The organism is Chitinophaga sp. H8, from assembly GCF_040567655.1.
Taxonomy (GTDB): Bacteria; Bacteroidota; Bacteroidia; order Chitinophagales; family Chitinophagaceae; genus Chitinophaga; species Chitinophaga defluvii.
In genome coordinates, this window is record NZ_JBEXAC010000002.1 from 1,493,689 (window position 1) to 1,518,911 (window position 25,223).

Annotated in this window: 19 protein-coding genes; 12 read left to right on the forward strand and 7 right to left on the reverse strand. The window is 43.7% G+C overall.

The features are described from left to right. Window positions 1-1,218 carry a tetratricopeptide repeat protein gene (locus tag ABR189_RS19975; RefSeq protein WP_354662241.1) on the forward strand — a complete coding sequence of 406 codons (1,218 nt, stop codon included), beginning with the start codon at window positions 1-3 and terminating at the stop codon, window positions 1,216-1,218. A 106-nt stretch (window positions 1,219-1,324) separates the two neighbouring features. Here ABR189_RS19975 and gyrB read toward each other — a convergent pair whose 3' ends face one another. Both gyrB and ABR189_RS19985 read right to left on the reverse strand, forming a co-directional pair. Beyond that, the gene (gyrB, locus tag ABR189_RS19980) at window positions 1,325-3,307 is read right to left on the reverse strand and encodes a DNA topoisomerase (ATP-hydrolyzing) subunit B (protein ID WP_354662242.1); all 1,983 of its coding nucleotides are present in this window, start codon (window positions 3,305-3,307) and stop codon (window positions 1,325-1,327) included. 121 nt (window positions 3,308-3,428) lie between these two features. Continuing rightward, window positions 3,429-5,105, reverse strand: a complete 1,677-nt coding sequence (locus tag ABR189_RS19985; protein ID WP_354662243.1) for a hypothetical protein — start codon at window positions 5,103-5,105, stop codon at window positions 3,429-3,431. A gap of 172 nt (window positions 5,106-5,277) precedes the next feature. Between ABR189_RS19985 and ABR189_RS19990 the strand changes: the two genes are divergently transcribed. Continuing rightward, window positions 5,278-6,204, forward strand: coding sequence for a helix-turn-helix domain-containing protein (locus ABR189_RS19990; protein ID WP_354662244.1), 927 nt, complete (start codon window positions 5,278-5,280; stop codon window positions 6,202-6,204). Window positions 6,205-6,969: 765 nt separating this feature from the next. On the opposite strand, the gene ABR189_RS19995 is transcribed toward ABR189_RS19990, so the two are convergent. Next, window positions 6,970-7,437 (reverse strand): hypothetical protein, encoded by a 468-nt coding sequence (locus tag ABR189_RS19995; protein WP_354662245.1) that lies wholly within the window; start codon window positions 7,435-7,437, stop codon window positions 6,970-6,972. A gap of 254 nt (window positions 7,438-7,691) precedes the next feature. On the opposite strand from ABR189_RS19995, the gene ileS reads away from it, so the two are divergent. Next, window positions 7,692-11,018 (forward strand): isoleucine--tRNA ligase, encoded by a 3,327-nt coding sequence (ileS, locus tag ABR189_RS20000; protein ID WP_354662246.1) that lies wholly within the window; start codon window positions 7,692-7,694, stop codon window positions 11,016-11,018. 6 nt (window positions 11,019-11,024) lie between these two features. Next, entirely contained in the window at window positions 11,025-12,026 is a 1,002-nt protein-coding gene (locus ABR189_RS20005) for a TraR/DksA family transcriptional regulator (RefSeq protein WP_354662247.1), read from the forward strand. 75 nt (window positions 12,027-12,101) lie between these two features. Here the strand turns inward: ABR189_RS20005 and ABR189_RS20010 are convergent, their stop codons facing one another. Together ABR189_RS20010 and ABR189_RS20015 are read right to left on the reverse strand one after the other, a co-directional pair. Next, window positions 12,102-13,631: an HAD-IB family phosphatase gene (locus ABR189_RS20010; protein WP_354662248.1), complete on the reverse strand. Its 1,530-nt coding sequence runs from the start codon at window positions 13,629-13,631 to the stop codon at window positions 12,102-12,104. Between the two features lie 311 nt (window positions 13,632-13,942). Then, window positions 13,943-15,784 carry an ABC transporter ATP-binding protein gene (locus tag ABR189_RS20015; protein ID WP_354662249.1) on the reverse strand — a complete coding sequence of 614 codons (1,842 nt, stop codon included), beginning with the start codon at window positions 15,782-15,784 and terminating at the stop codon, window positions 13,943-13,945. A 143-nt stretch (window positions 15,785-15,927) separates the two neighbouring features. Between ABR189_RS20015 and rbfA the strand changes: the two genes are divergently transcribed. Continuing rightward, window positions 15,928-16,302 carry a 30S ribosome-binding factor RbfA gene (gene rbfA, locus ABR189_RS20020; protein ID WP_354662250.1) on the forward strand — a complete coding sequence of 125 codons (375 nt, stop codon included), beginning with the start codon at window positions 15,928-15,930 and terminating at the stop codon, window positions 16,300-16,302. A 2-nt stretch (window positions 16,303-16,304) separates the two neighbouring features. Then, window positions 16,305-17,528 (forward strand): ABC transporter permease, encoded by a 1,224-nt coding sequence (locus tag ABR189_RS20025; protein ID WP_354662251.1) that lies wholly within the window; start codon window positions 16,305-16,307, stop codon window positions 17,526-17,528. Between the two features lie 210 nt (window positions 17,529-17,738). Here ABR189_RS20025 and ABR189_RS20030 read toward each other — a convergent pair whose 3' ends face one another. Then, window positions 17,739-18,575 (reverse strand): transketolase, encoded by an 837-nt coding sequence (locus tag ABR189_RS20030; RefSeq protein ID WP_354662252.1) that lies wholly within the window; start codon window positions 18,573-18,575, stop codon window positions 17,739-17,741. 163 nt (window positions 18,576-18,738) lie between these two features. Here ABR189_RS20030 and ABR189_RS20035 point away from each other — a divergent pair, with 163 nt between their 5' ends. Both ABR189_RS20035 and frr read left to right on the forward strand, forming a co-directional pair. After that, window positions 18,739-19,893: a glycosyltransferase family 4 protein gene (locus ABR189_RS20035; RefSeq protein ID WP_354662253.1), complete on the forward strand. Its 1,155-nt coding sequence runs from the start codon at window positions 18,739-18,741 to the stop codon at window positions 19,891-19,893. Between the two features lie 126 nt (window positions 19,894-20,019). Next, on the forward strand, window positions 20,020-20,583 hold the full coding sequence (frr, locus tag ABR189_RS20040) for a ribosome recycling factor (RefSeq protein WP_354662254.1): 564 nt from the start codon (window positions 20,020-20,022) through the stop codon (window positions 20,581-20,583). 50 nt (window positions 20,584-20,633) lie between these two features. Here frr and ABR189_RS20045 read toward each other — a convergent pair whose 3' ends face one another. Beyond that, the gene (locus ABR189_RS20045; RefSeq protein WP_354662255.1) at window positions 20,634-21,512 is read right to left on the reverse strand and encodes a DMT family transporter; all 879 of its coding nucleotides are present in this window, start codon (window positions 21,510-21,512) and stop codon (window positions 20,634-20,636) included. 120 nt (window positions 21,513-21,632) lie between these two features. Here ABR189_RS20045 and ABR189_RS20050 point away from each other — a divergent pair, with 120 nt between their 5' ends. The 4 genes from ABR189_RS20050 (at window position 21,633) to ABR189_RS20065 (ending at window position 25,195) form a co-directional block, all read left to right on the forward strand. After that, entirely contained in the window at window positions 21,633-22,376 is a 744-nt protein-coding gene (locus ABR189_RS20050) for a PPK2 family polyphosphate kinase (protein ID WP_354662256.1), read from the forward strand. 78 nt (window positions 22,377-22,454) lie between these two features. After that, a complete protein-coding gene (gene mscL, locus ABR189_RS20055; protein ID WP_354662257.1) occupies window positions 22,455-22,886 on the forward strand; it encodes a large conductance mechanosensitive channel protein MscL in 432 nt (143 codons plus the stop codon). 91 nt (window positions 22,887-22,977) lie between these two features. After that, entirely contained in the window at window positions 22,978-23,922 is a 945-nt protein-coding gene (locus tag ABR189_RS20060) for a DUF3078 domain-containing protein (protein WP_354662258.1), read from the forward strand. 277 nt (window positions 23,923-24,199) lie between these two features. Next, on the forward strand, window positions 24,200-25,195 hold the full coding sequence (locus tag ABR189_RS20065) for a DUF3078 domain-containing protein (protein WP_354662259.1): 996 nt from the start codon (window positions 24,200-24,202) through the stop codon (window positions 25,193-25,195). Window positions 25,196-25,223 lie beyond the last annotated feature (28 nt).

Here is a 25,223-nt window from a genome sequence, read left to right on the forward strand (position 1 = left end):
ATGCCTGTATTAATTCAGCGTGCTCAGTTGTTACTGCAGCAGGGCCGCCTTCAGGATGCTGTTACCATGTTACAGCAGCACCTGCAACACCAGGCTAATGATATAGATGGACTCTTTCTCTTAGCTATTTGTTACCTGGAACTCAAGCAGCCGGATAGCGCTGCTACAGTAATTAAAAATGCACTCAGCATGGTGCCGGACGATGACCGGTTCCTGTATCTGCATGCCAGGGTATTACTGGAGACGGATCAGTACAATGCAGCCATTGATGCCATCCGGGAGGCGGTGGCTATTCATCCTTATGTGGCAGATTACTTTGGGATGTGGAGCCAGATATTGTTAGTGAAGAAAGATTACCGGGGCGCTCTTGAAAAAGCAGAAGAAGGCTTGGCGCTGGATCCTGAAAATCAGGTATGTCTTAATCTCCGCTCTCACGCAATGTTCAGTCTGGGGAACAAAGCCGCCGCTTTTGCGGATTTGCATGAAGCGCTGGAGCATAATCCTGAAAATGCCTATACCCATGCCAATCTGGGCTGGAAGTGGCTGGAAGCGGGCGATCACCGGAAGTCGCTGGAACATTTCCGGGAGTCCCTTAAAATTGATCCTAATCAGCAGTGGGCCAAGCATGGGATGGTGCAGGCAATGAAAGCCAGGTATTGGCTGTATCGCCAGTTCCTGAATTATGCTTTTTTTATGGGCAGGCAAAAGGCAGGTATGCAGTGGGCTATCATTGTAGGTGTGTTTATTCTCACGCAGATAGCCAATAAGGTCTTTTTTCCTTTGTATGTATTGCTGGCCATATTTGTACTGTCTACCTGGCTGATAGGGCCGGTAAGCAACCTGTTTTTGCGTTTAAACGCCTATGGCAGATATGCCTTGTCTAAAGAAGAAGTGCAGGCCTCCAATATTACCGGTATCCTGATCCTGGTAGCTGCTTTGTCGGCAATTGTTTTCTTCTTTACGGAGATGGCAGGTATCCTGGCGCTTTGTATTGGTGCAGGAGTATTGTTATTGCCGGCATCCAGTATGTATTCACCTGTAGCAAAGCGCAAACAAAAGGTGTTGCAATTATATACGGGTGTACTGGCACTGCTGGCTGTGGCCGGTATTATCTATGCTTTTATCAGTAATGAGGCGTTGAATGTGCTGATGGGGATTATGTTGATCGGAGTGTTTGCTTATCAGTGGGTAGCTAATTACATTATCTCCAGAGAATAGCGGTCATTGCACAACGGATTACACGTAAAGTATTAAACTATAAATAAAAAGGTCCCGGTTTTTCACCAGGACCTTTTTTATTGTAATAACGTAATAGTATATACGATTAGATATCAATCTTGGCATACTTGGCGTGAGATTCGATGAATTCGCGGCGTGGAGGTACCTCGTCGCCCATCAGCATACTGAAGATACGGTCTGCTTCCGCAGCGCTTTCAATCGTTACCTGTTTCAGGGTACGGTTGTCCGGGTTGAGGGTAGTATCCCACAGTTGTTCTGCGTTCATTTCTCCCAAACCTTTATAACGCTGGATGTTTACGCTGTCTTCTTTACCACCGCCGGCAAGTTTGGCAACTGCTGCTTTCCGGTCTTCTTCTGTCCAGGCATAAATCTGGTCCTTGCCTTTTTTCACCAGGTATAAAGGTGGCTGCGCGAGGTATACATATCCGCTTTCTACCATGGCTTTCATGTAGCGGAATATGAATGTGAGGATCAGGGTGGCAATGTGGCTACCGTCCACATCGGCATCCGTCATGATGATCAGTTTGTGATAGCGGAGTTTGGCGAGGTTAAGGGCTTTATCATCTTCTTCCGTACCGATGGTTACCCCCAGTGCGGTAAAGATGTTTTTGATTTCCTCGTTCTCGTAGATCTTGTGTTCCATGGCTTTTTCCACGTTCAGGATCTTACCACGTAAAGGGAGGATAGCCTGGAAAGCACGGTTACGGCCTTGTTTTGCCGTACCACCTGCCGAGTCCCCTTCCACCAGGTACAGTTCGCATTTTTCCGGGTCATTATCAGAGCAGTCGGCCAGTTTACCAGGTAAACCGCTTCCGGTCATCACGCTTTTACGTTGTACCAGCTGACGGGCTTTACGGGCAGCTTCCCTGGCTTGTGCTGCCAGTACCACTTTGTTGATAATGGTTTTAGCTTCCCGCGGATGTTCTTCCAGGTATGCTTCCAGCACACCAGCAACGGCACTGTCTACCACCCCCATTACATCAGAGTTACCCAGTTTGGTTTTGGTCTGACCTTCAAACTGAGGCTCAGGCACTTTGATGTTGAGGATAGCGCTTAAACCTTCGCGGAAGTCATCACCGGTTACTTCTACCTTAGACTTTTCGAATAATTTATTCTTATCACCATAAGATTTGAATACACGGGTGATGGCGCGGCGGAAACCGGCTACGTGTGTACCCCCTTCGATGGTGTTGATATTATTAACGTAGGAGAAGATGTTTTCGTTGAAGGAGTCGTTGTACACCAGTGCTACTTCTACCGCTACATTGGAGCCTGCGTCATGTACTTCTACAAAGATAGGTTCGGGCAGTAATGGGTTACGGCGGGCGCCTTTGTCCAGCATCTGAACAAATTCGGTGATACCACCTTCGCTGTAGAATATTTCGCTGTGTTGCTGGCCATTGTCGTCCAGTTCGCGTTCATCGGTGAGGCTGATTTTGATTTTACGGTTCAGATAAGACAGTTCGCGTAAGCGGCTGGCCAGTATTTCACGGTTGTACACCGTTTCCTTGAAAATCTCGTTGTCGGGTTTAAAATGCACGGTAGTACCGGTATCTTCACTGGTACCGATTTCCCGTACAGCGTATTGCGGTACCCCGCGGTGATATTCCTGTTCAAACAGTTTGCCTCCACTGCGAACGGTAACATGTAAAAGGGTACTCAATGCGTTTACGCAGCTTACCCCTACCCCGTGCAAACCACCGGATACCTTGTAGGTATTTTTATCAAACTTACCACCGGCATGTAATACGGTCATTACCACTTCCAGTGCGGAGCGGCCTTCCTTTTTGTGGATTCCGGTAGGAATACCACGGCCATCATCCTTTACACTGATGGAATTATCGGTATGAATGGTGACGTCGATGTTTTTGCAGTAACCGGCTAAGGCCTCATCTATTGAGTTGTCCACCACTTCATATACCAGGTGGTGAAGACCTTTTATACCGATATCTCCGATATACATGGCCGGGCGCTTACGCACCGCTTCCAGTCCTTCCAATACTTGTATGCTCTCCGCATCATATCCGTTGCTGGAGGTAGTTGTTGTTTGCACTAGTTCTTCGCTCATATTTGGTGAAAATGCTGTTAGGATCTAAATCAGTAGTGAATCATGCAAATATACGAAAAATAAGGCTAATTCGCATAAAAGATGGCATGCTTTAAGGGGGGATATCAAAGTAAAAAGTGTATTATAGCCTTCCGGTGCCTGCTGTTTCTTTGACACCGGTAAAAAGTGTTTTCCACACCAGGTTAAAGAATGATTTTTTGATATCGCGGGTGTATTGTGGATGGGATACTCTGACGCCCTCGCCAGGCAGGGGGTTACTGTCTTTGATCACCAGGGCATTGGCTACCAGGCTTAATAATCCTTTTCTTTTATACTGCTGGCTGTTGCCCTCCTGCTTCAGAATAGCTATTTTAAGGTCATTATAGATGAATTTTACGGTACCGGCGGCGCTTTTTTCATTCCCTTTGATGGTAAATGTAAGGTCCTGGATATTGCAGGATTTGATTTCTATCTTACCCAGTGGTTGGGTAATAGGCGTCAATTGTTTGCCATTCATGCTTTTTAGTTGTCCGGACACCCCGAAACTACCTGCCTTATCACCCAGGATGAAGTCGAACCGGGCCATGAGCTTACCACTTTCCATGAATATGGCATCCATATCTGCAATGCAGTGATTGTTTTGGGCTACGAGGGAATCCATATTGGTAATATTCCGGAACAAACCATGGGTATTTTTGAAGGATACCACCCCTGATTGGTTGGATTCGGGGCTGAGTTCTGTATATTTTATGTGAACGCGGCTGCCTTCCAGGGAGTCTATTCTGACCGGAATGGGCAGTTTTGCCAGCAATTGGTTGGGGTATTGTCCCAATTTATTGCCTGGAGGCATGGGGAGGGTACGGTTCCGGTATATGTCTACCAGTCCGCCGTTGATATCTATTTTATCCGCCCAGATCACCTGGTCCTGTAAAAGCTCTGTGGGCCTTAAATTCCGGATATTGATACCATCCAGGCGCACGTGAAACCGGTCTTGCTGGGTACCGATCTGTTTATCAAAATCCGCTTTATTATAGCGGGGTTCCACTTCAAACTGCCCGATTGTAAACGTGCGTTCTGCCGCGCTGTAATGTACATCCCGTATATGCATCCAGTAGAGGCTGTCTTTGGTACGATGCCGGTAATTGTGGAGGTCCAGCTCATAATTCCGGGCATATAAAAAGCGGGTAGGATCTTTCAGCGCAATGGAATCGATCAGCAGGTCGTTTACATTTACCTTCAGTTCGTGGAGTTCTGTCATCATCAGGCTGCTGTCTTTTTTGATATAGGTATATTTCAGGTGGCTATTGTCCAGCAGCAGGCGTCCTATATACAGCGACTTTATTTTGGAGGAAATATTCTGGTAGGCAGTCCTTTTCTGGCTGGTATCTATATTACCTGCATTTTGTTCGAGGATAATATGGGGGCTTTGCAGTACGAGTGCACCGGCATTCACTTCCTTTTGTCCAAAATAACGCCATAGCTTGACGTGGCGTAATTCCAGGTCGTCTACGCTCAGGGTATATAAAAAAGAGGGTGCTTTTTGTTGTTCCCTTAATTTGCGGTATACCGCAGTATCTATTACCAGGCTTGCTTTATGGAGGGATATGGTACCAGCGAGCACATTCAGGTGTAAATCGGCATATTGGAGCGTGTATAAGCTGTCGGACATATCTTTTACATACTCCTTCAATTGTGTATTCAGCACTTTTTTCCAGTGCCGGCTCAGGTACCAGCCGGTACAAAGCACAATAACGGTTAGCAGTGCTACGATGATAAATCCTATCCTGATGTATTTACGGGCTTTCGGCATCATTTCCATATGGGGATGTGTTTGCTAAATTCATACCAACCTGTATTGTTATACGGTGTTTTATTAAATTAGTACAATTTAAGATAAGATAGTGGAATGGGGATATTTGTAACCTGCGTGTCAAAACGTATCTGATTAAATATGGATTACCTAAATTTGCAAGGATTTTAATTACAGTTGATTGAAGGAGATACAGGAAATACTATCATTGGCCATACCGCAGCCAGCCATGAGCGACCAGTTGCAATTGGCGGAACAGGATGCGATTACGGTGCCGGATTGCCTGGACTTTACCTTACAGCGCTTTACTTACGATAAGCCGCTGCCGGTAGAGGATGTGGCGATGGTGGTGTATCAGCCTGCCAAGCGCGGACAGTCTGCTGCTATTGAACTACGTTATTGCGTAGCCGGGAGCAAGTACTGTAAAAATCCTGCCTGTACTGACCAGCTGTGTGCAGATGGTCAGGATAAATCATCCTGTAGTGAAAAAATACCTTCTGTAGATGTTATTACCGTACGTTTTCAGCCTGCCTTTATCCAGTCGCTGCAAAAAGGTACCACCAACTTCTCCCTGTTTGAATTGCAATCCCGCAAACCCTTTGTGAAGAACATACAGCCCTGTACCAAATCAAAAGCGGTATTGGAGCATATGGTACATCACAACTATGATGGGATGCTGAAAAATATTTTCCTCCAGAGTAAAGCACTGGAATTATTGCTTTTCAGTTCTGACCAGTTTATCCAGAATGATCCGGATGAGCGGTATGGTTGCCGCTTCCTGACACAGCTGGAAGACCGGGAAAAGATTGAAAAGGCAAGAGCCATTTTACTAGAGCAGCTGGATGCCCCTATCACCATACGTGATCTGGCCCGCCGTATAGCCATGAATGAGTGTTACCTGAAGAAGGGCTTTAAAGCCATGTATGGTACCACGATCTATGATTATTTCCAGAAAGAGAGAATGGAGAAGGCGAAAGGCCTGCTATACGAAAAAGGCATGTCTGTATCAGAAGTGGCCATGCTGATGGGATATTCCTGTATTTCCCACTTTTCTACTGCCTTTAAGAAGCATACAGGTTTAAAACCCTGTGAGTTGCTGTTACGATAAGGCAATACCTGCCTGCATACGGGCTTTTCAATGTGATTTACTGCTTTTTCCCACTTTGATCATTTCTTTTCCCGAATACATAAATGTATCGCAGAATATAGCTGTTTCTTTGTATCACGATACAAGGATTTCTATCCTGTTCTTCACTTATAAGCTTCCTTATAGATTTGACCGAAAGGGGGAAGACTTACCAGGCATCCAGTAGTAAAGCCATAAGTTAATAATTGCATCTTATCAAACACCATTTGACCCTTAAGTGCAAAAGATGCCGGGTAAGTTTTTCACCTTATTTCATAAAGCCGTTTCCTGATAGAGGGAGCGGCTTTTTGTATTAAGCTTTTAGCTATTAGCAGTTAGCTTTTAGCTTAATGCAGCGGATGAAAGCTGTTAGCTTTTAGTAGTTAGCTTTTAGCTCAATGCAGCGGATGGTTCAATGATAGTTATATCCTAATGATCTGTTGTCTGTGTGGTAATTTTGCCCCACAGGATGGTTTTGTTCAACCCATTTCATAGCCTTTTATGCTCTATTCATACTCTATCTATGCTTTAACCATGCTTTAACTATGCTTTAACTATGCTTCAAGCATAGGGAAAGGTAGGTGTCATATTAGGTGGGTTTAATATCGGTCCCCACTCACTTATTATAACATAACATAATGGCTAAAGGCTAATAGCCAACAGCTAGCAGCTAAAAAAAGAAAACCCCGCCCAAAAGAGCAGGGTCTGTCCTATTTATCCCTATACCTATGAAATACGTAATTAATGCTATTCAGTGACGGTACCTGCGTCATTCAGCAACACTGCCTTGTCTGTACCATTAGACTGAATATTTACTTTGTAGTAAGCAGCTACATCTGCTCTTTGAATTTTCCAACCATCTTTTATGGTGGCTTCCGGGTATTTTGTTTTCAGTGTACCAGCCACCGATTCCGGAATATTCTCTGCGGTGTATTCGCTTCTGGTGGCAATCCAGCTACCGTCTGCGTTATACTCTGCGATTGTCTTCACATTCTCATTCAAAAAGCTTGCCAACCAATTGCCGGAACTTGTTTTTGTCCATTTAGCATCAGTGGTACCTGCGAAATTTTGTTGAAACGCATCCTTAACAGGAGCTGGTGCTTCTATCTTTTTCGCAGTAGTATGCTTCGATGATTTTCCTGATTTTTTGTGTTGTGCAAATGTTATGCCGGAAGTTATCAATACCGCACAAAATATTAACGTCAACTTTTTCATACTCAGATATGGTTTATCCGTTGGGTTAAATAATTAATTAGGTTTTTCTATCTCCCAGCAATGAATCTAAAACAATGCCAAAAACGCAAAATAAATACACTTTATTGTAATTTACTAAAAAATCTTGAAAAAAATTATTGCAAGGCGGGCTTTTAGTAAAACATTTGGTCTTTCGGTGCCAGTGTATTTTCTTAACTTTGCACAATTTTAATCAATTATTGTCTAAATAACATCAAAGGGCGGAGAATTGTTTTATGTCCAGCAAGTATCAGGAATATAATCAGCTGAATTTACCACAGATAGAAAAAGATATGCTGCAGCAATGGGAGCAGCAGCAGGCATTTGAGAAAAGTGTGGAAGTGCGTGATGGCGCTACCCCTTTTGTGTTTTATGAAGGCCCTCCCAGCGCTAATGGCTTACCTGGTATTCACCATGTGATTTCCCGTACGCTGAAAGACCTGGTATGCCGGTATAAAACAATGGCTGGTTTTCAGGTAAAGCGGAAAGGCGGATGGGATACCCATGGGTTGCCGGTGGAATTAGGCGTAGAGAAAATGCTGGGCATCACCAAAGAAGACATTGGGAAAAAAATATCTATTGCAGAATACAATGATACCTGCCGCAAGGAAGTATTAAAATACAAAGATACCTGGGATGACCTGACCCGTAAAATGGGTTATTGGGTAGACCTGAAAGATCCTTACATCACCTTTGACAATAAGTATATAGAAAGTTTATGGTGGAGCTTACAGACTTTGTATAAAAAAGGACTTTTATACAAGAGTGTCAGTATTCAGCCTTATTCTCCTGCTGCCGGCACCGGCCTCAGCTCTCATGAACTGAATCAGCCAGGCACCTATAAGGATGTAAAAGACACTACCGTGGTAGCCATGTTCAAGGCACTGGCATCCGACAAGTCGCAGTTCCTTTTTGATGCAGCCGGCACAGACCAGGTATTTTTCCTGGCCTGGACCACTACCCCGTGGACATTACCGTCCAACCTGGGGCTTACCGTAGGGGCCAATATTGAATATGTACTGGTACGCACATTTAACCCCTATACGCACCTGCCCATATTTGTAATCCTGGCAAAAGACCTGCTGGGCAAATACTTTAAGGCGGAGGGAGAAAATGGTGATTTTGATGCCTACAAAGAAGGGGATAAACTGCTCCCTTGGGAGATCATCACTGCTTTTAAAGGCAGCCAGCTGGAAAATATCCGCTATGAGCAATTGTTGCCATTTGCACAGCCGGAAGAAGGAGATCCCTTCCGCGTAATCATCGGCGATTTTGTTACCACTGAAGATGGTACCGGTATCGTGCATACCGCCCCTGCCTTTGGTGCAGATGATAACCGGGTAGGCAAGAAGTATGGCATCGGCATCCTGACCCTGGTAGACCGGGCAGGTAAATTTGTAGATGGTGCGGGCGAATTTGCCGGCAGATATGTAAAAAATTATAAAGACGATCCGGAGTATAAGGATGTAGATGTTGATATTGCAGTAAAGCTCAAAAAGGAGAACCGGGCCTTTAAAGTAGAAAAGTACGAACATAGTTATCCGCATTGCTGGCGAACAGATAAGCCGGTTTTATACTATCCCCTGGATGCCTGGTTTATTAAGACCACGGCTATGAAAGACCGGATGGTGGAACTGAACAAGACCATTAACTGGAAGCCTTCCTTTACCGGTACCGGCCGTTTTGGCAATTGGCTGGAGAACATGGTAGACTGGAACCTGAGCCGCAGCCGCTACTGGGGTACTCCGTTACCTATCTGGCGTACGGAAGATGGTACAGAAGAGGTTTGTATCGGCAGTATAGCAGAATTAAATGCAGCCATCCGCAAGGCCAATGAAGTATTGGGCGGTGATGTAAACAAGCATTACCTGCATGAAGGCATCCTGGATTTGCATAAACCTTATGTAGATGATATTATCCTGGTGAGCGACAGTGGTAAACCCATGCGCAGAGAGCCGGATCTGATAGACGTATGGTTTGACAGTGGTGCTATGCCTTTTGCGCAATGGCATTATCCTTTTGAAAATAAAGAGTTGCTGGATAAAGGGCAGGCTTTCCCTGCCGATTTCATTGCAGAAGGCGTGGATCAGACCCGTGGTTGGTTTTATACCCTGCACGCCCTGGGGGTGATGCTGTTTGACAGTGTAGCCTATAAAGCGGTGGTATCCAATGGCTTAGTATTGGATAAGAATGGGAATAAGATGAGTAAGCGTTTGGGTAATGTGGTAAACCCATTTGAAACCATTGATCAGTTTGGTGCAGATGCTACCCGCTGGTATCTGATTACCAATGCCTCGCCCTGGGACAGTATGAAATTTGATGTGGAGGGGATCAAGGAAACCCAGCGCAAGCTGTTTGGCACCCTTTACAATACTTATAATTTCTTTGCGATGTATGCCAACCTGGACAATTTCACGTTCCGGGAAGCGTATATTCCGTTGGAGGAAAGGCCGGAGATTGACCGTTGGATCATTTCCGTATTAAATACGCTGGTGAAAGATGTGGGAGCCAGCTTTGATGATTTTGAGCCTACACAGGCAGGCCGGGCAGTACAACGGTTTGTGGATGAGCATCTTAGTAACTGGTACGTACGTCTTTGCCGCCGCCGGTTCTGGAAGGGAGAATATGGACAGGATAAGATCAGTGCATATCAAACCCTGTATGAATGTTTGGAAAAGGTAGCCCAGTTGATGGCCCCCGTTTCCCCATTCTTTACAGATTGGTTGTTTAATAATCTGAATGCAGTATCCGGGCGTTTTAAGGTTACTTCTATACATCATACTGATTTTCCGGTAGTTGCAGCAGGCGCCATAGATGTGGATCTGGAAGAAAGAATGCAATTGGCGCAGGATATTTCTTCGCTGGTATTATCGCTCCGGAAAAAAGTGAATATCAAAGTAAGGCAACCCCTGGAAAAGATTCTGATTCCTGTATTAAACGCACATATGCAGGAACAGGTAGAAAAAGTGGCGCATTTGATAAAAAGTGAGGTAAATGTGAAAGGTATTGATTACCTTACCGAAACGGAAGGCTTCATCAAGAAAAAGATTAAGCCGAATTATAAGTCGCTTGGCGGAAAAATGGGGGCCAAAATGAAAGCCGTAGCGGCCGCCATCGGTACATTCACCGATGCTGATATTGCTACTATTGAGCGTGATGGGCACTATAACCTGTTGATTGACAATGAGCATTTGCCCATACAGCTATCTGATGTGGAGATTATTTCCGAAGACATTCCGGGATGGACAGTTGCTAATAAAGGCGCTTTAACTGTAGCGCTGGATATTACCATTACCCCCCAGTTGCAGGATGAGGGTAATGCCCGTGAATTGGTAAACCGGATACAAAAGATCAGAAAAGACAGTGGATTTGAGTTGACAGACCGGATAGCAGTAACGGTAGCGGAGGTAGACGCACTGAAAACGGCGATTATTAACTATAATGACTATATTTGCACGGAAATTTTGGCAGACAGTTTGGAAGTAGTGCCGCAATTACAGGATGGCACGGAAATAGAGGTTAATGACTTAACATTCAAAGTATTAGTTAACAAAAAAAGCTAATTCCCCATGGCAACCAAAAAGAAAGTTGCTAGCAAAACGACCCAAAAGGCAGCTCCGGCTAAAAAGACTGTGGCAAAGAAGGCAACGACTGTAAAGAAAGCTGCTAAACCAGCCACCGGAAAAAAAGCCGCACCCGCCCCTAAGAAGGCGGCTGCAAAGAAAGCAGTGCCAAAAGTGACGAAGCCAGCAGCGAAGAGCGCCGTGGTCAAAAAAGCAGCAGTAAAGAAAACAGTGGCATCTGCCAAGAAGCCAGTATCCAAGAAGGAGCCCGTTCAGGCTAAGAAAGCAACGGTTAAGAAGGCTGCGGTGCCCGTAAAAACCGTAGCGGCAAAGGTACCTGCTGTAAAGCAGAAGGTGGTAACAAAAAGTGTTCCCGCTGAAACAGTGAAACCATTAATTTCTAAGTCAGAAGAAAAAGAACTTAAAACAATGGCAGTTAAGAAAACAGATAAGGAAAAAGTTGCTAAAGAAAAGGAAGCCCCTAAGAAAGCAGCGGTAGAAAAAGCAGAAAAGGTAGAAAAACCTGTTAAAGCTGACAAACCTGAGAAGAAAAGCGGTAAAGCTACTACACTGGTAACTTACCAGCCTGAGTTTACGAAATCTGTGCTGGACCAGCCGGAGCCTCCTACAGGGCCCATTTTCCGCTATAGTGATACTGAATTGCAGGAGTTTAGAGAGCTGATCACCAAGAAGCTGGAAGCAGCCAAAAAGGAACTGATCTATCTGCAGGGATTGATTACCCGTAAAGATGAGGCCGGTACTGATGATACAGAAAATAAGTACATGAGCATGGAAGATGGTAGTGGTTCTCAGGAAAGAGAGCAGTTGAACCAGATGGCCAGCCGCCAGATCCAGTTCATCGACCATCTTGAAAAAGCCATGATGCGTATTGAGAATAAAACCTATGGTATCTGCCGGGTAACCGGTAAGCTCATAGATAAAGCGCGTTTAAGGGCGGTACCACATGCTACCCTGAGCATTGAGGCCAAACTGGCGAAAAGCAAATAATACAAAACATACTATCAGTATATAAAAAAGGCCGGAAGTCTCCCGGCCTTTTTCTTTTGATATGTATAGATCTTATTAACCAGCCTGTCTGGCTTTTTTCACCTGTTTTACTGCCAGATATACCAACCCGGCAGAGGCCAGACATACCAGACTGCCAATGCCAATACGTTTCGCTTGTTGTTTGCTGATAGCAGGCAGGCGTAAAGAGAATTTTGCGGGACTGGCCTGTGCAATTTTTAATAAGGCCGTAAGTCCGGGACCTGTTATGATTTTGTCTGCCACTTTTTCTACAGTGGGGTGTATGAACTGTGGACAATATGCTACACCTATACCTGCTTCGTTGAGTAATGGCATGTCATTGATACCACCACCCACATAAATAATATTCTGTTTATTGATGTGGTATTTCTCTGTGATATAGTTCAACAGATTGCTTTTACGGTAAACAGGCGGAGTACCCTGATCTGCATCTTCCTGTAAAAAATATTCAGGAATCGTTATTTCACCGGTGGCCACACTATTAAATAAATGGAGTTTATTCGCAAATGCGAAATCCATCCCCAGTTTATTTTTAACGTGATTGGCTACACATTCAAATCCATCTGTGATAATACCACAGGCATACCCCCTTTTTTTCAATTCACGTATTACTGCCTTAATATCCGAAACTACAGGGATCGCATCGGCCACTTCCAGCAGCTCGGCCAGATTACGTTCCTGGAAAAGGGCCGCGGTGTGCTCCAGACGGGTAATAGGATCAGAGAAATGTTCTTCTACCTGTTCCAGGCTGGCTTCCTTATCGAAAGCCGCTGCCGCCAGCTGTATATAATTTTGGGTAAAGATGGTATGATCCAGATCGAAGATGACCAGCTTTTGCAGTTTGTCGATAGATTCCAGGATAGCATATTCCATTTGCTCCCGGATCATATTGATATTGCCAAGTGTTTCCAGGTTTTCCTGTGGAATATTTTCTGCTTTGCGGAGAATGGTACGTGACACTTCGCGCGACATTTTGCTGAGTTGTTCCCAGGTTTGCATGGCATTTTCCAGTTTCCCTATGTTGACTTCTACAATCTGCGCTCCCATAATATGCATATCGATAAGCAACCCGATATCCACCCCATAATCATTTTCAAACTGTATTTGTGAGAGCAGTGATTTGCGTGCTGCTATCATACCACTTAGTGGTTGCTGAAAATGCGCCAGATCGGGAAATAAAATACTCAATAATGGTTTTGCCACCAGTTGGGTTACTCTGCCAGCTTGTCGTTCAAAGTAAGATTTTACAAAGTCGGCTTTGCCATTGATGATGGGTTCGGTGAGCAGATCAATAATATTTTCAGGATAAGTGAGGATATCACCATCTACATAAACTACAATATCATTTTTTGCAGCCATTAATCCTTCCCGCATAGAAACGCCTTTACCGCGCTGGCTGCTGGTAATCACTCTTGCATTTTCCAGTAGCGCTTCTTCTACGGAGTTATCATTGGAATTGTCATCCACCACGATGATCTCCACTTTATGTGAAGTTTTTTTTACTGTTTTTATTACCTGACGTATGGTACTTCCTTCATTCAAGACCGGAATAACAATAGAAATCATAGGCCTAATAGCTTGTTTTAAAGGTGAATAAAAATAGAAATGGCTCTAAAGTGCTACAGGAGCATAGTTCGCTTGTGCGGAATACCGGCACAAAAACGGTACCAACAATTAGTTGACAGCTATTAGTTGTTGGGGTTTAGCGATGAGCTATTGAAGCGGATGAATCAACTACTAGCAGTGAAGTGGTTTTTTAGTTGTGTGTACGATTAAAGATAACAATTATTTATCAGAATGGAGCATATGTGGATGTCAGGAGGGGCATGACCGGCAGTTGGTTATCAGCAAAAAGCTAAATACCAACTGCCAATAACCTATTTAAATTCCTGCATTTCCACCAGTTTCTTATATATACCATTCATACCCAGGAGTGTATCATGTGTACCCCTTTCCTTTATTTCGCCCTGATCCATTACGATGATTTCAGTGGCATGTTGTATCGTGCTTAAGCGGTGTGCGATTACAATAGAAGTGCGGTTTTGCATCAGTTTATCCAATGCAGATTGTACCAGTTGTTCTGATTCGGTATCTAACGCAGAAGTAGCTTCATCGAGGATGAGAATAGGAGGATTTTTAAATACTGCCCTGGCGATGGTGAGGCGTTGACGTTGTCCGCCACTTAGCTTTAAGCCACGATCACCAATATTGGTATCATAACCATTTTCCATCTGCGTAATAAATTCGTGTGCATTGGCAATTTTTGCAGCTTGTATTACGGCTTCCCTGTCGGCATCCGGCTGTCCGAAAGCGATATTGTTAAAAATGGTATCATTGAACAGAATGGCATCCTGCGACACGATGCCCATGAGGTCGCGGAGATCATTCAGTTTAAGATCCCGTATATCTGTACCATCTATACGAATACTCCCTTCCACTACATCATAGAAACGGGGAAGAAGATCTGCCATGGTAGATTTACCGGAACCGCTTTTTCCCACCAGTGCAATCATCTGTCCTTTGCGTACCGGAAGGTGGATGTTTTTCAGGACGTACTGTTGGTCATATTTAAATGATACATTTTCATACATGACTGCATCATTAAAATCATGTACTGATTTAGCAGCTGGTTTTTCTGTGATGGTGATAGGGACGTCCATCATATTAAAGATACGTTCACCTGCCACGAGTCCTCTTTGTAAAGTAGTAACTGCGCTGGAAATATTTTTAGCAGGTTGTAAGATCTGTGAATAAAATACGAGGTAGGTCATAAACACAGAGCCGGTAAGCATGCCCTCATTATTATCTACATTTTTCAATACAAGGCTACCACCATACATTACCAGTACAACTATCACGAGTACACCGAGTATTTCGGAAACGGGAGATGCAAGTTCCCGTTGGTTGAACATGGATTTACTTATTCTGGCAAATTTGCGGTTGATCTCCGCAAATTTCCGCTGCATGAATCCTTCTCCGCTGAATGCCTGGATGATACGGATACCACCTACTGACTCTTCAGATACATTCAGGATCTTGCCCAGCATCTCCTGGCTATAATATCCCTTTTGTTTCAGTTTTTTAGAAATATGAGAGATGAAGAAACCAGAGATGGGAAAGAATATAATTGTAAATAAAGTAAGGCTGGGCGACAGGTAGAATAAAGCACCGAAGTAGGCAAGAATAATAAACGGATCCCGCAGGAGCACCTGAACGGAAGTGACTACGGAGTTTTCTATTTCCTGTACATCATTAGTCATAGTAGACAGGATATCTCCTTTTTGCCTGCTATGATAAAAGGAAAGTGACTGATGGGTAAGCCGTGCATATAGGGCATTGCGCAGGCGTTCCAGTATAGTCATACGTAACCTTACTACTACTCTTGCGCTGAGGTAGCGGAACAGGTTGGCCATCAGGGTACATGTAGCAATGATCGCACATACAAACACCAGTCCGTAAAATGCTCCTCTTGTATTGATAAACTGATGAAAGTAAAATTTAAAGCTGTCTGCAAAATAATTTACTGATAAAGAAAACGCAGGTAAGGCGGTCACCACATCTTCCGTTTTTACTTTACCAAAGAGCATATCCAATAGTGGGATCAGCATGCTGAAGTTAGCCATGCCCAGGATAATTGCTAAAATGGTATAGATGATATATTCCGGGATATAATGATGTAACGGGGTGGCATATTCCAATAGTCGTTTAAACGTCTTCATTCCATTAACTTTAATAGCAGCTTGTATATTAGCTGGCAAATTTAGCACAATTATGCCAGTAAGCTTTATTTGGGATTATTGTTGCCCGGAAATGGTTAATTTTGCGCATATGAGCCTAAGGCTTAGAGATTAAAAACAATTACATGCAGGAAACTAAAAGACAAAAGCAGATAGCGCAATTATTGCAGAAGGAATTAAGTGATATTTTTCTGCGCATTGGGTTTAATATAGTGGATGGGGGGATGATTTCCATAGCATCTATAAAAATGACACCAGACCTATTGGAGGCCAGGGTTTACCTGAGCATGTTCCAGATCAAAGCGCCCAGTGAAATGCTGGAGAAAATAAAGGACAGAACGGGGGAGATCAAGAAAGAGCTGGGCAACAGGGTAGGCAAACAATTGCGTCGTGTGCCGGAACTGGCCTTTTTCCTGGATGATACCCTTGATTATGTGTTCAAGATGGAAGAATTATTCAAGCGCATCAAGGAAGAAGACCCCAATAAGGACAATAAGTAAATATGGTTTGGCAATTTGCTTCCCGTTATTTCAGCGCAAAAAAATCTACCAATGCTATTAATATTATAGCATGGGTAAGTGTAGTGGCTATTGCAGTGGGCGCCGGGGCGCTCATTGTTATTTTAAGCGTATTCAATGGTTTTGAAGGGCTGGTAAAATCCCTGTATTCTTCTTTTTATCCAACTATCAAAGTAGCACCAGCCGTGGGTAAAACCATGTTGTTAACAGATAGTCAGCTGAAAAGCATTGCACAGGTACCAGGAGTAGCTTATATGTCGGACGTAGTAGAAGAAAAGGCTATTTTAAGATATGGAGATGAGCCTACTATTGCCATTCTAAAGGGGGTAGACAGCAATTACAATCATGTAGCCGGAGTAAAGGACAAGATGGTGAGGGGGCGGTTTGATACCGGTGATGAGGTGGCCTATAGGGCTATCCTGGGGCTAGAACTGGAATCTGCGTTGGGTGTGGATGTAGAGCGTAGTCTGGTACCGGTAACTGTTTATCTGCCCAGGAGAGATGTTAGTACATTTATTACCCCTGAACAGGCATTGAATAGTGGTGTGTTGTATCCTACAGGCACGTTTGCTATCCAGCAGGAGTTTAACAGTAAGTATGTGATCACGCATATTGACTTTATGCGGCAGTTACTCGCGATGCAGCCCGGAGAGATGTCGGCATTGGAGATATCAGCCAAGCCCGGTACAGATGAGCAGCAGTTGAAGCAGCGGTTGCAGCAATTGTTGGGCAAAGACTTTAAGGTACAAACCCGGTATGAGCAAAACCAGTCGCTTTATGCTATTATGCAAACGGAGAAATGGGCCGTATATATCATCTTAAGCTTCATCCTTATCTTATTGGCTTTTAATATGATAGGTTCTCTTTCTATGCTGGTGATAGAAAAGCAGAAGGATATTACCATCCTGAAGGCAATGGGTGCGCGTGACAGCCTTATTCTGAAGATTTTTCTGGCAGAGGGGTTGGTAATAGCAGGTTTGGGTACTTTTATAGGATTTGTGCTGGGGGTTACTTTTTGTGTATTGCAGGAAAAATTTGGATTGATCAGGCTGGAAGGGTCTTCCTTTCTAGTGGATGCTTATCCGGTGAATATGCATGGGGTAGACTTTGTGCTGATTTGTGTTACGATATTGGTAATAGCACTCGCCGCCAGCTGGTTCCCGGCAAGAAGGGCGGCAGCATTGGGGATAGAGCTGAAGGCAACGTAAAGGGGGCTGTTAGCTATTAGCTATTAGCCTCCTGTGTTTTGTTTGTGGAAGTACTTTGCTTTGTAGTGTGTTATAGATAATTAATCATAAAAATGCCGGTTGGTACTTCCAACCGGCATTTTTATTTTAGTTTATATTATAAACAATAAGGTGTTATTAATATAATATTGGGTGGCTAACTGCTAATAGCCAATAGCTAACAGCGCTTTTTTAATAGTCCCCCAGTGTTTCAGGTAATTGCGCCAGGGCTTTAGCCAATTGGTCGTCGTTGGGGGCGATACCATGCCATTCGTGGGAGCCTTCCATAAAATCAACCCCTGCACCCATGGCTGTTTTCATTAAGATGGCAATAGGTTTGCCCTGACCGGTCATGCTTTTGGCCTTTTCCAGGGTAGCCACTACATCATCCATATCATTACCATTCATGTGGAGCACCTGCCATCCGAAGGCGGCAAATTTGGATTCCAGATCGCCCAGTCCGGCTACATCTTCGGTGGTACCGTCAATTTGCTGGCCGTTCCAGTCAACCGTAATGATAAGGTTATCTACTTTATGGTGTGGGGCAAATATTACGGATTCCCATATCTGGCCTTCTTCCAGTTCGCCGTCACCATGCAGGGAAAATACGAGGCTTTTATCGTTATTGAGTTTTTTAGTTAAGGCTGCACCAATGGCCACACTCATACCTTGTCCGAGCGAACCGGAGGCAATACGGATACCTGGCAGGTGTTCATGGGTGGTGGGGTGTCCCTGTAAACGGGAGTTTAATATGCGGAAAGTGCTCAGTTCGGTAACCGGAAAATAGCCAGAACGGGCCAATGCACTATAATATACGGGGGAAATGTGCCCGTTGGACAGGAAGAACAGATCTTCGTTTTTTCCATCCATATCAAAGTGTCCGGGGTTGTGTTTCATCACTTTAAAGAAAAGTGCGGTAAAATAATCCGCACAACCCAAAGAGCCGCCTGGGTGACCGCTTTGAACGCCATGTACCATGCGTACGATGTCTCTTCTGATTTGAGTAGCTATATCTTTCAGCTGTGGCATGATAGTTGATCTTTTTAGTGCCGCAAAACTAATAGAAATAACCAATACTTCTAGCTGATTTTTAAGTTTTTAGTATTTACGGGTATTAAAAATTACAGTGTTTTACATTTTAATTATACACATTTGATTGAAATTAATATCTTTGCAACATTAAGCCCCACCGATGGAGAATGTATTAATTGCTACCGTCCTAAGTTTTGTTGTGACCTATTTTGCAATTCCCATACTAATTAGAGTAGCGGAATTAAAACATTTATACGACGAACCGGACGAACGAAAATCACACAAGTCACGGGTGCCTACCTTAGGCGGCATTGGCTTTTTTTCAGGTTTTTTAGTTTCAGCAGCGGTTTGTGTACCAGCGCTGGCTAACTCCCCATTGCAATATATGATTGCTGCCTTCTTCATTATCTTTATGGTAGGGATGAAGGACGACTTAGTAGGTTTATCCCCTCTTAAGAAGCTCATTGGCCAGCTAATGGCCTCGTTTGCAGTGATTTATCTGGGTAACCTGCAGATTGTAAGCATGTATGGTTTCCTGGGTATCCAAACCTTACCCCCTCATTTCAGCCTGATGCTCACCTATTTTACTTTCCTGGTGGTAATCAATGCATTCAATCTGATAGATGGTGTGGATGGACAAGCCGGAAGTATTGGTATGCTGGTAAGCGCTGTGTTAGGAGCTTATTTCCTGCATATCGGAGATTTGGTTTATGCAGTAATGGGGTTTGCCCTCGCCGGAGGCCTGGCAGCTTTCCTGATCTATAATATTTCTCCCGCACGTATTTTTATGGGGGATACAGGTTCATTACTGGTGGGCCTTGTAAATGCGATCCTGGTAGTTAAATTTATTAATGTAGCCGGTAATCCTGCCAGTGTAATGCCTGTAAATGCAGTACCGGCAGTAGCTTTTGCCATTCTGATTGTGCCCTTATTCGATACTATGCGGGTATTTGCTATCCGTATATTTAAAGGAAGATCGCCTTTTTCTGCAGACCGGAATCACATTCACCATTATTTGCTGGAATTAAAGCTCAATCATAAACAGGTTACCCTCGTATCTGTATCTGTAAATACCATTTATATTGTGGCTGCATTTGCACTTCAGGGACTGGGAACCAATTGGTTATTGGCTTTAGTAGTAACCTCTGCCCTTGCTTTTACAGGTATGTTATACCTGGCAAAGAAAAGGAAAAGTGCACCACTCCCTGCCACGCAGCCTTCGGTTGTACCATCATCTGTAACACCACCAGTAGTAATCCCTACTGCTCCTAAAATACTGCGGGTTAATCCGGACGGCATTTTACAGGATAAGTAATACCTCCATATTATGCTGCAAGCACAGCAATACGTTTAACAGCATATGTTGAACGCGCTGTCCCTTTCATACTTTGACGATTAAAAGAAATCATGTAGGTTTGCACGCACTTAACTATTTTATGTTATGCAAGATGATCTTACACTAATAATGGATGATACTGCGGACCTGATGAAAAAGGCCATTGGACACCTGGAACTGGAGTTAACAAAGATAAGAGCAGGTAAGGCCAATCCGCAGATCCTGGATGGTATTACCGTTGATTATTATGGTGCCCCTACTTTATTGAGCCAGGTAGCCAATATCAGTGTAGTAGACGCCCGTACTTTGACCATACAGCCATGGGAAAAGAATATGCTACAGCCTATTGAGCGGGCTATTATTGCAGCAAACCTGGGTATTAACCCTCAAAACGATGGCATTATCATCCGTATGTTCCTGCCTCCATTGACTGAAGAAAGAAGAAAAGAGCTGGTAAAGCGTGTAAACGGAGAAGGAGAACAAGCGAAAGTGGCGATCCGGAATATTCGCCGGGAAGCGATCGAAAGTATCAAGAAATTACAAAAAGACGGCTTGAGTGAAGATACTGCTAAAGATGCAGAAGCAGATGTTCAGCAACTGACAGATAAACATATCGCATTGATAGACAAGCATTGCGAAGCAAAAGATAAAGAAATCATGGCCATTTAAGTGCCGCTGAAGTTATAAGTTAAGCGCCCTCTGCTATCTGCAGGGGGCTTTTATTTTGCATCAGGCTTACGATTGGCCAGATATACACCACCTAATATAGCCCCCATACATAATACCTGCATCCAGGTGATGATTTCACCAGCCAGCAATCCCCAGCCTATTGCTACCACAGGCAAGGCATAAGCCACCATAGAGGCAAAGATGGAGCCCGCCCGCTTGATCAGCATATAAAAGAGTACGGCAGCAACAGCAGTTCCCATAATACCCAGGACCATACTCGCACCAAGCGACATCCAGGGAGCCTGAGGCCCGGAGAATAAGTGGAAGAACCCGCTGTAGAATAATACCGGCAGGGCAAACAAGCCGCAGAAGAACAACGCAATGGAGCCCAGGTGCAGCGAGCTGAAGCCTTTAAGGTACAGGTGTACCATACTGATATTCACCCCATAACAAATAGTCGCTAATACTACCAGCAGGCCATATTGCCAATGATTGTCGGCACTGATGCCTTTGGAAGCAAACAAACAAACTACACCCAGCAGTCCCAGCCCCACGCCTACCAGTTGCTGTTTTTTAACCGCCGTACCGAAAAGTGCTGCACCCGAAAGTAATACCATTAATGGTGTTAATGCATTCAGGATGCCTGCCAGGGAGCTGTCTATTTTTGTTTCTGCCACGCAAAAAAGATAGGCCGGGATGCCATTGCCCAGAATCCCCGAAAGAATGATCAGGGGAATTTTGTTAAGGGGCGTTTGCCGGATATACTTAAAGAAGAAGGGCAGTAAGCACGCAGCCGCAGCAACAAGACGTAAGCTGGCTACCTGATAGGAAGAGAGTCCTTCCATCCCGATTTTCATGAGTATAAATGAGCTGCCCCAGGTGAGGGAAAGCAGCAGGAAGATGCCCCAATAAATGAAACGCTGGTTCAAAATTTGTGTATTTGGCACAGCAAAGGTGCATATATGCCGGCACTCCTGCAAAAAGATTAATAGTCAGGTACAACAAGATAGCGTTGTATTTGTTAAATTTAATGATAAGCATTTATTGTTATGAGTAAAAAGAGATTGTCGGGGATAAGCACAGAAGCCCCCAAAAAGTTCGATAAAGAGGTCATAAAAGCCGCTACCACAGAAATACTAAAAGAACTGGATGAATTGCAAAACCTCCTGTATGCAGAGCATAAATGGAGTGTACTGGTAGTTTTACAAGGTATGGATGCCAGCGGGAAAGATGGCGCCATCCGGAACGTATTCAGCCCTTTAAATCCATTAGGGGTAAAAGTACAGCCCTTTAAAGCACCTACGGCAGAAGAAGCCAGTCACGATTTCCTGTGGCGTATTCATCAGCATGTGCCGGCAAAGGGAATGATTCAGATCTTTAACCGTTCTCATTATGAAGATGTGCTGATTCAAAGAGTACATAAATGGATAGATGAAAAAACAGTACGGCAACGAATGAGGTCTATCAATGACTTTGAAAGGTTATTAGCGGATAACAATACTGTGGTGCTCAAGTTTTACCTACATATATCCAAAGAAGCGCAGTTACAACGGTTAACTGAACGCACTGAAGATCCCCGTAAGATGTGGAAATACAATGATAAGGATCTTGCAGAAGCCAAGCTGTGGAAGAAGTATATGGAGGCTTATGAAGATGTTTTTCAGGAGTGTAACCGCATTCCATGGATCATTGTGCCGTCAGATAACAACTGGTTTAAAGAGTATATAATTGCCAAAACATTGCGGGATGCATTGAAAGAATTGAAGATGAAGTATCCCGCTTTACCAAAATAATACAAGAATAAATTATAAAGCTGTTCACAGGAATAACTATTTTCGTTCACTTAAATTCTAACCAATAAATCTTTAAGTATGTCATTCTTAAAAGAATTCAAGGAATTTGCCATGAAAGGCAATGTAATGGATCTGGCTGTGGGTGTGATCATTGGTGCTGCTTTTGGCAAGATTGTTACCTCACTGGTCGAAAACATTCTGATGCCTATTATTGGTGTTTTCACGGGAGGCGTAAACTTTACAGATAAGTTTATCCTGTTGAATGACAGTAAAGGAACGGATTTCCCCTCGCTGGCAAAAGCAAAAGAAGCCGGCGCCCCCGCATTTGCTTATGGTGCATTTATCCAGAGCGTTTTTGATTTCATCATTATTGCTTTCTGTATCTTCCTGCTGGTTAAATTTATGAATCGGCTTTCCCGCAGCAAAACCGAAGCCCCGGCTGCACCTCCAGAGCCTACTACACAGGAAAAATTACTGATGGAAATACGCGATACTTTAAAATCAAAGTAAACCACAACAGTAATAATATTGTTATCTCCTTTAATAAAGAGAAGGGGAAGGTTATATTTGTATTTAATCTATTACGTTAAAACATATACGGATGAAAAAAATCACTTTATCCATTGCCTGTTGTTTAATGGCTATTGGTATGGTGCAGGCGCAAAACGACTGGACAAAAAAGTCGAGAGAGGAAATGGCCGGAAAAATCAAGAAGGACGCTAATGATACCACAAATTACAGGTGGAAAAAAGGTGCCACCATTAATATAAATATTAACCAGGGCTCTTTGAATAATTGGGCTGCGGGTGGTGATAAGTTTTCGTTTTCATTAGGATCCAATTTTACCGCATTTGCCTTCTATAAAAAAGGGAAGAACACCTGGGACAATGTGCTGGATCTGGCCTATGGCTATGTAAACACCACCAGCCTGGGCGGCCGTAAGAGCGATGACCGTATAGATTTTACCAGTAAGTATGGGTATGACATAGGTAAAAACTGGTATCTGAGTGCGTTGTTCAACATACGTACTCAATTCACAGATGGTTATCTGTATCCTGCAGATACTGTGCCTGACCTGGTTTCCCGCTTCTTTTCACCTGCTTACATTTTGCTGTCTCCTGGTCTTGATTACAAACCTAATGATGAGTTTTCCTTATTTTTGTCACCGGTTGCTGGCCGTTGGGTAGTTGTAATGGATGATTATCTTGCTGCCAAAGGTAGTTATGGTGTAGATACCGGTAAACATGTGAAGTCTGAGTTTGGTGCGTATTTATCGGCTAACTGGAATAAAACCATTGCCAAAAATATTACCTACAAGACAAGATTGGATTTGTATTCAGACTATCTTCATAATCCCCAGAATATAGATGTTTTCTGGACGAACGTACTGGCATTGAAGGTAAATAAATACATTTCTGCCAATGTGTCCGTTGATATGATTTATGATGATGACGTAAAAGTGTTTGAAAACACTAAAACGGGTGTATTGGGGCCGCGACTACAAATGAAACAGGTAATTGGGGTAGGCTTTTCGGCCACATTTTAGATAAACTGGTTGATTGATATTTTTGGAAGCAAACGGAATCATGTTAAGAGTAATCAGTACTCTGCTGAATCTTCCCATCGCAATAACAGCTGTCAGCTGACAGCATAAAAATATAGCATCACCTGTTTACGGCTGTGTACACATCAACCCTGTGTCACAGCCGTAAGTGTATTTTACAGGTCTGTTGCCCGACCCTGACTACCTCCCTTCCTATCCATGAAATGATCATTCCCTATTAAGCATAGTGGAAACAGGGTTTGTTGTTAACGGGACAATCATGAAAAGTATGTTGATGAAAAAAATTGTTTTATCGGTTATTTGTTGTTTGTGTGTTATACAGATGGCACATGCACAGGATGACTGGCTAAGACAAAGCGGGTGGATGAAAACCTCCCGTGAAGAAGTGGGCAATAAACTAAAAGAAGCCCGGAAGAAACTGAATAAGGATGGCGATACCATTCAGGTATATTGGCGGAAAGGAGTGGCGTTAAACGTGATGATTAACCAGGGCTCGCTTACTAACTGGGCTGCGGGAGGAGATCGGTTCTCCTTCTCTATCTCTTCCGGCCTTACTGCTTATTCTTTTTATAAAGAAGGGCGGAATGCCTGGGATAATATCCTGGACCTGGCTTATGGATATGTAAATACAACAAGTTTAGGGGGGCGTAAAAGCGATGACCGTATAGATTTTACCAGCAAATATGGTTATGACATAGGGAAAAGCTGGTATCTGAGCGGGCTGCTTAACTTGCGTACCCAGTTTTCGGATGGTTATTTATATGAAACTGATACATTACCCTCTCTTGTATCCCGCTTTTTTTCTCCTGCCTATGCCCTGGCATCCCCTGGTATGGATTTTAAGCCCAATAACGAGTTTTCCCTGTTTATATCACCTGTTACAGCCCGCCTGGTGCTGGTGATGGATAAATACCTGTCGTCTATTGGCAGCTATGGCGTAGATACAGGGCGGACTGTAAAAACAGAAATAGGTGCTTATCTTTCCTTGAACTGGAATAAACAGGTGGCCCAGAATATTAACTATAAAACCAGGTTGGACCTGTTTTCCGATTATAAGCATAATCCGCAGAATATCAATGTATACTGGACTAATGCGCTGGCACTGAAGGTAAATAAATACATTTCTGCCAATGTTTCTGTAGATATGATCTATGATGATAATGTGAAGGTGTTTGAGAATAAAAAAACAGGTGTACTGGGGCCCCGGCTGCAAATAAAGCAGGTAATCGGCGTAGGGCTTACAGTATCCTTCTGATTACTGGGAATTTGCTTATTTTTGGTAT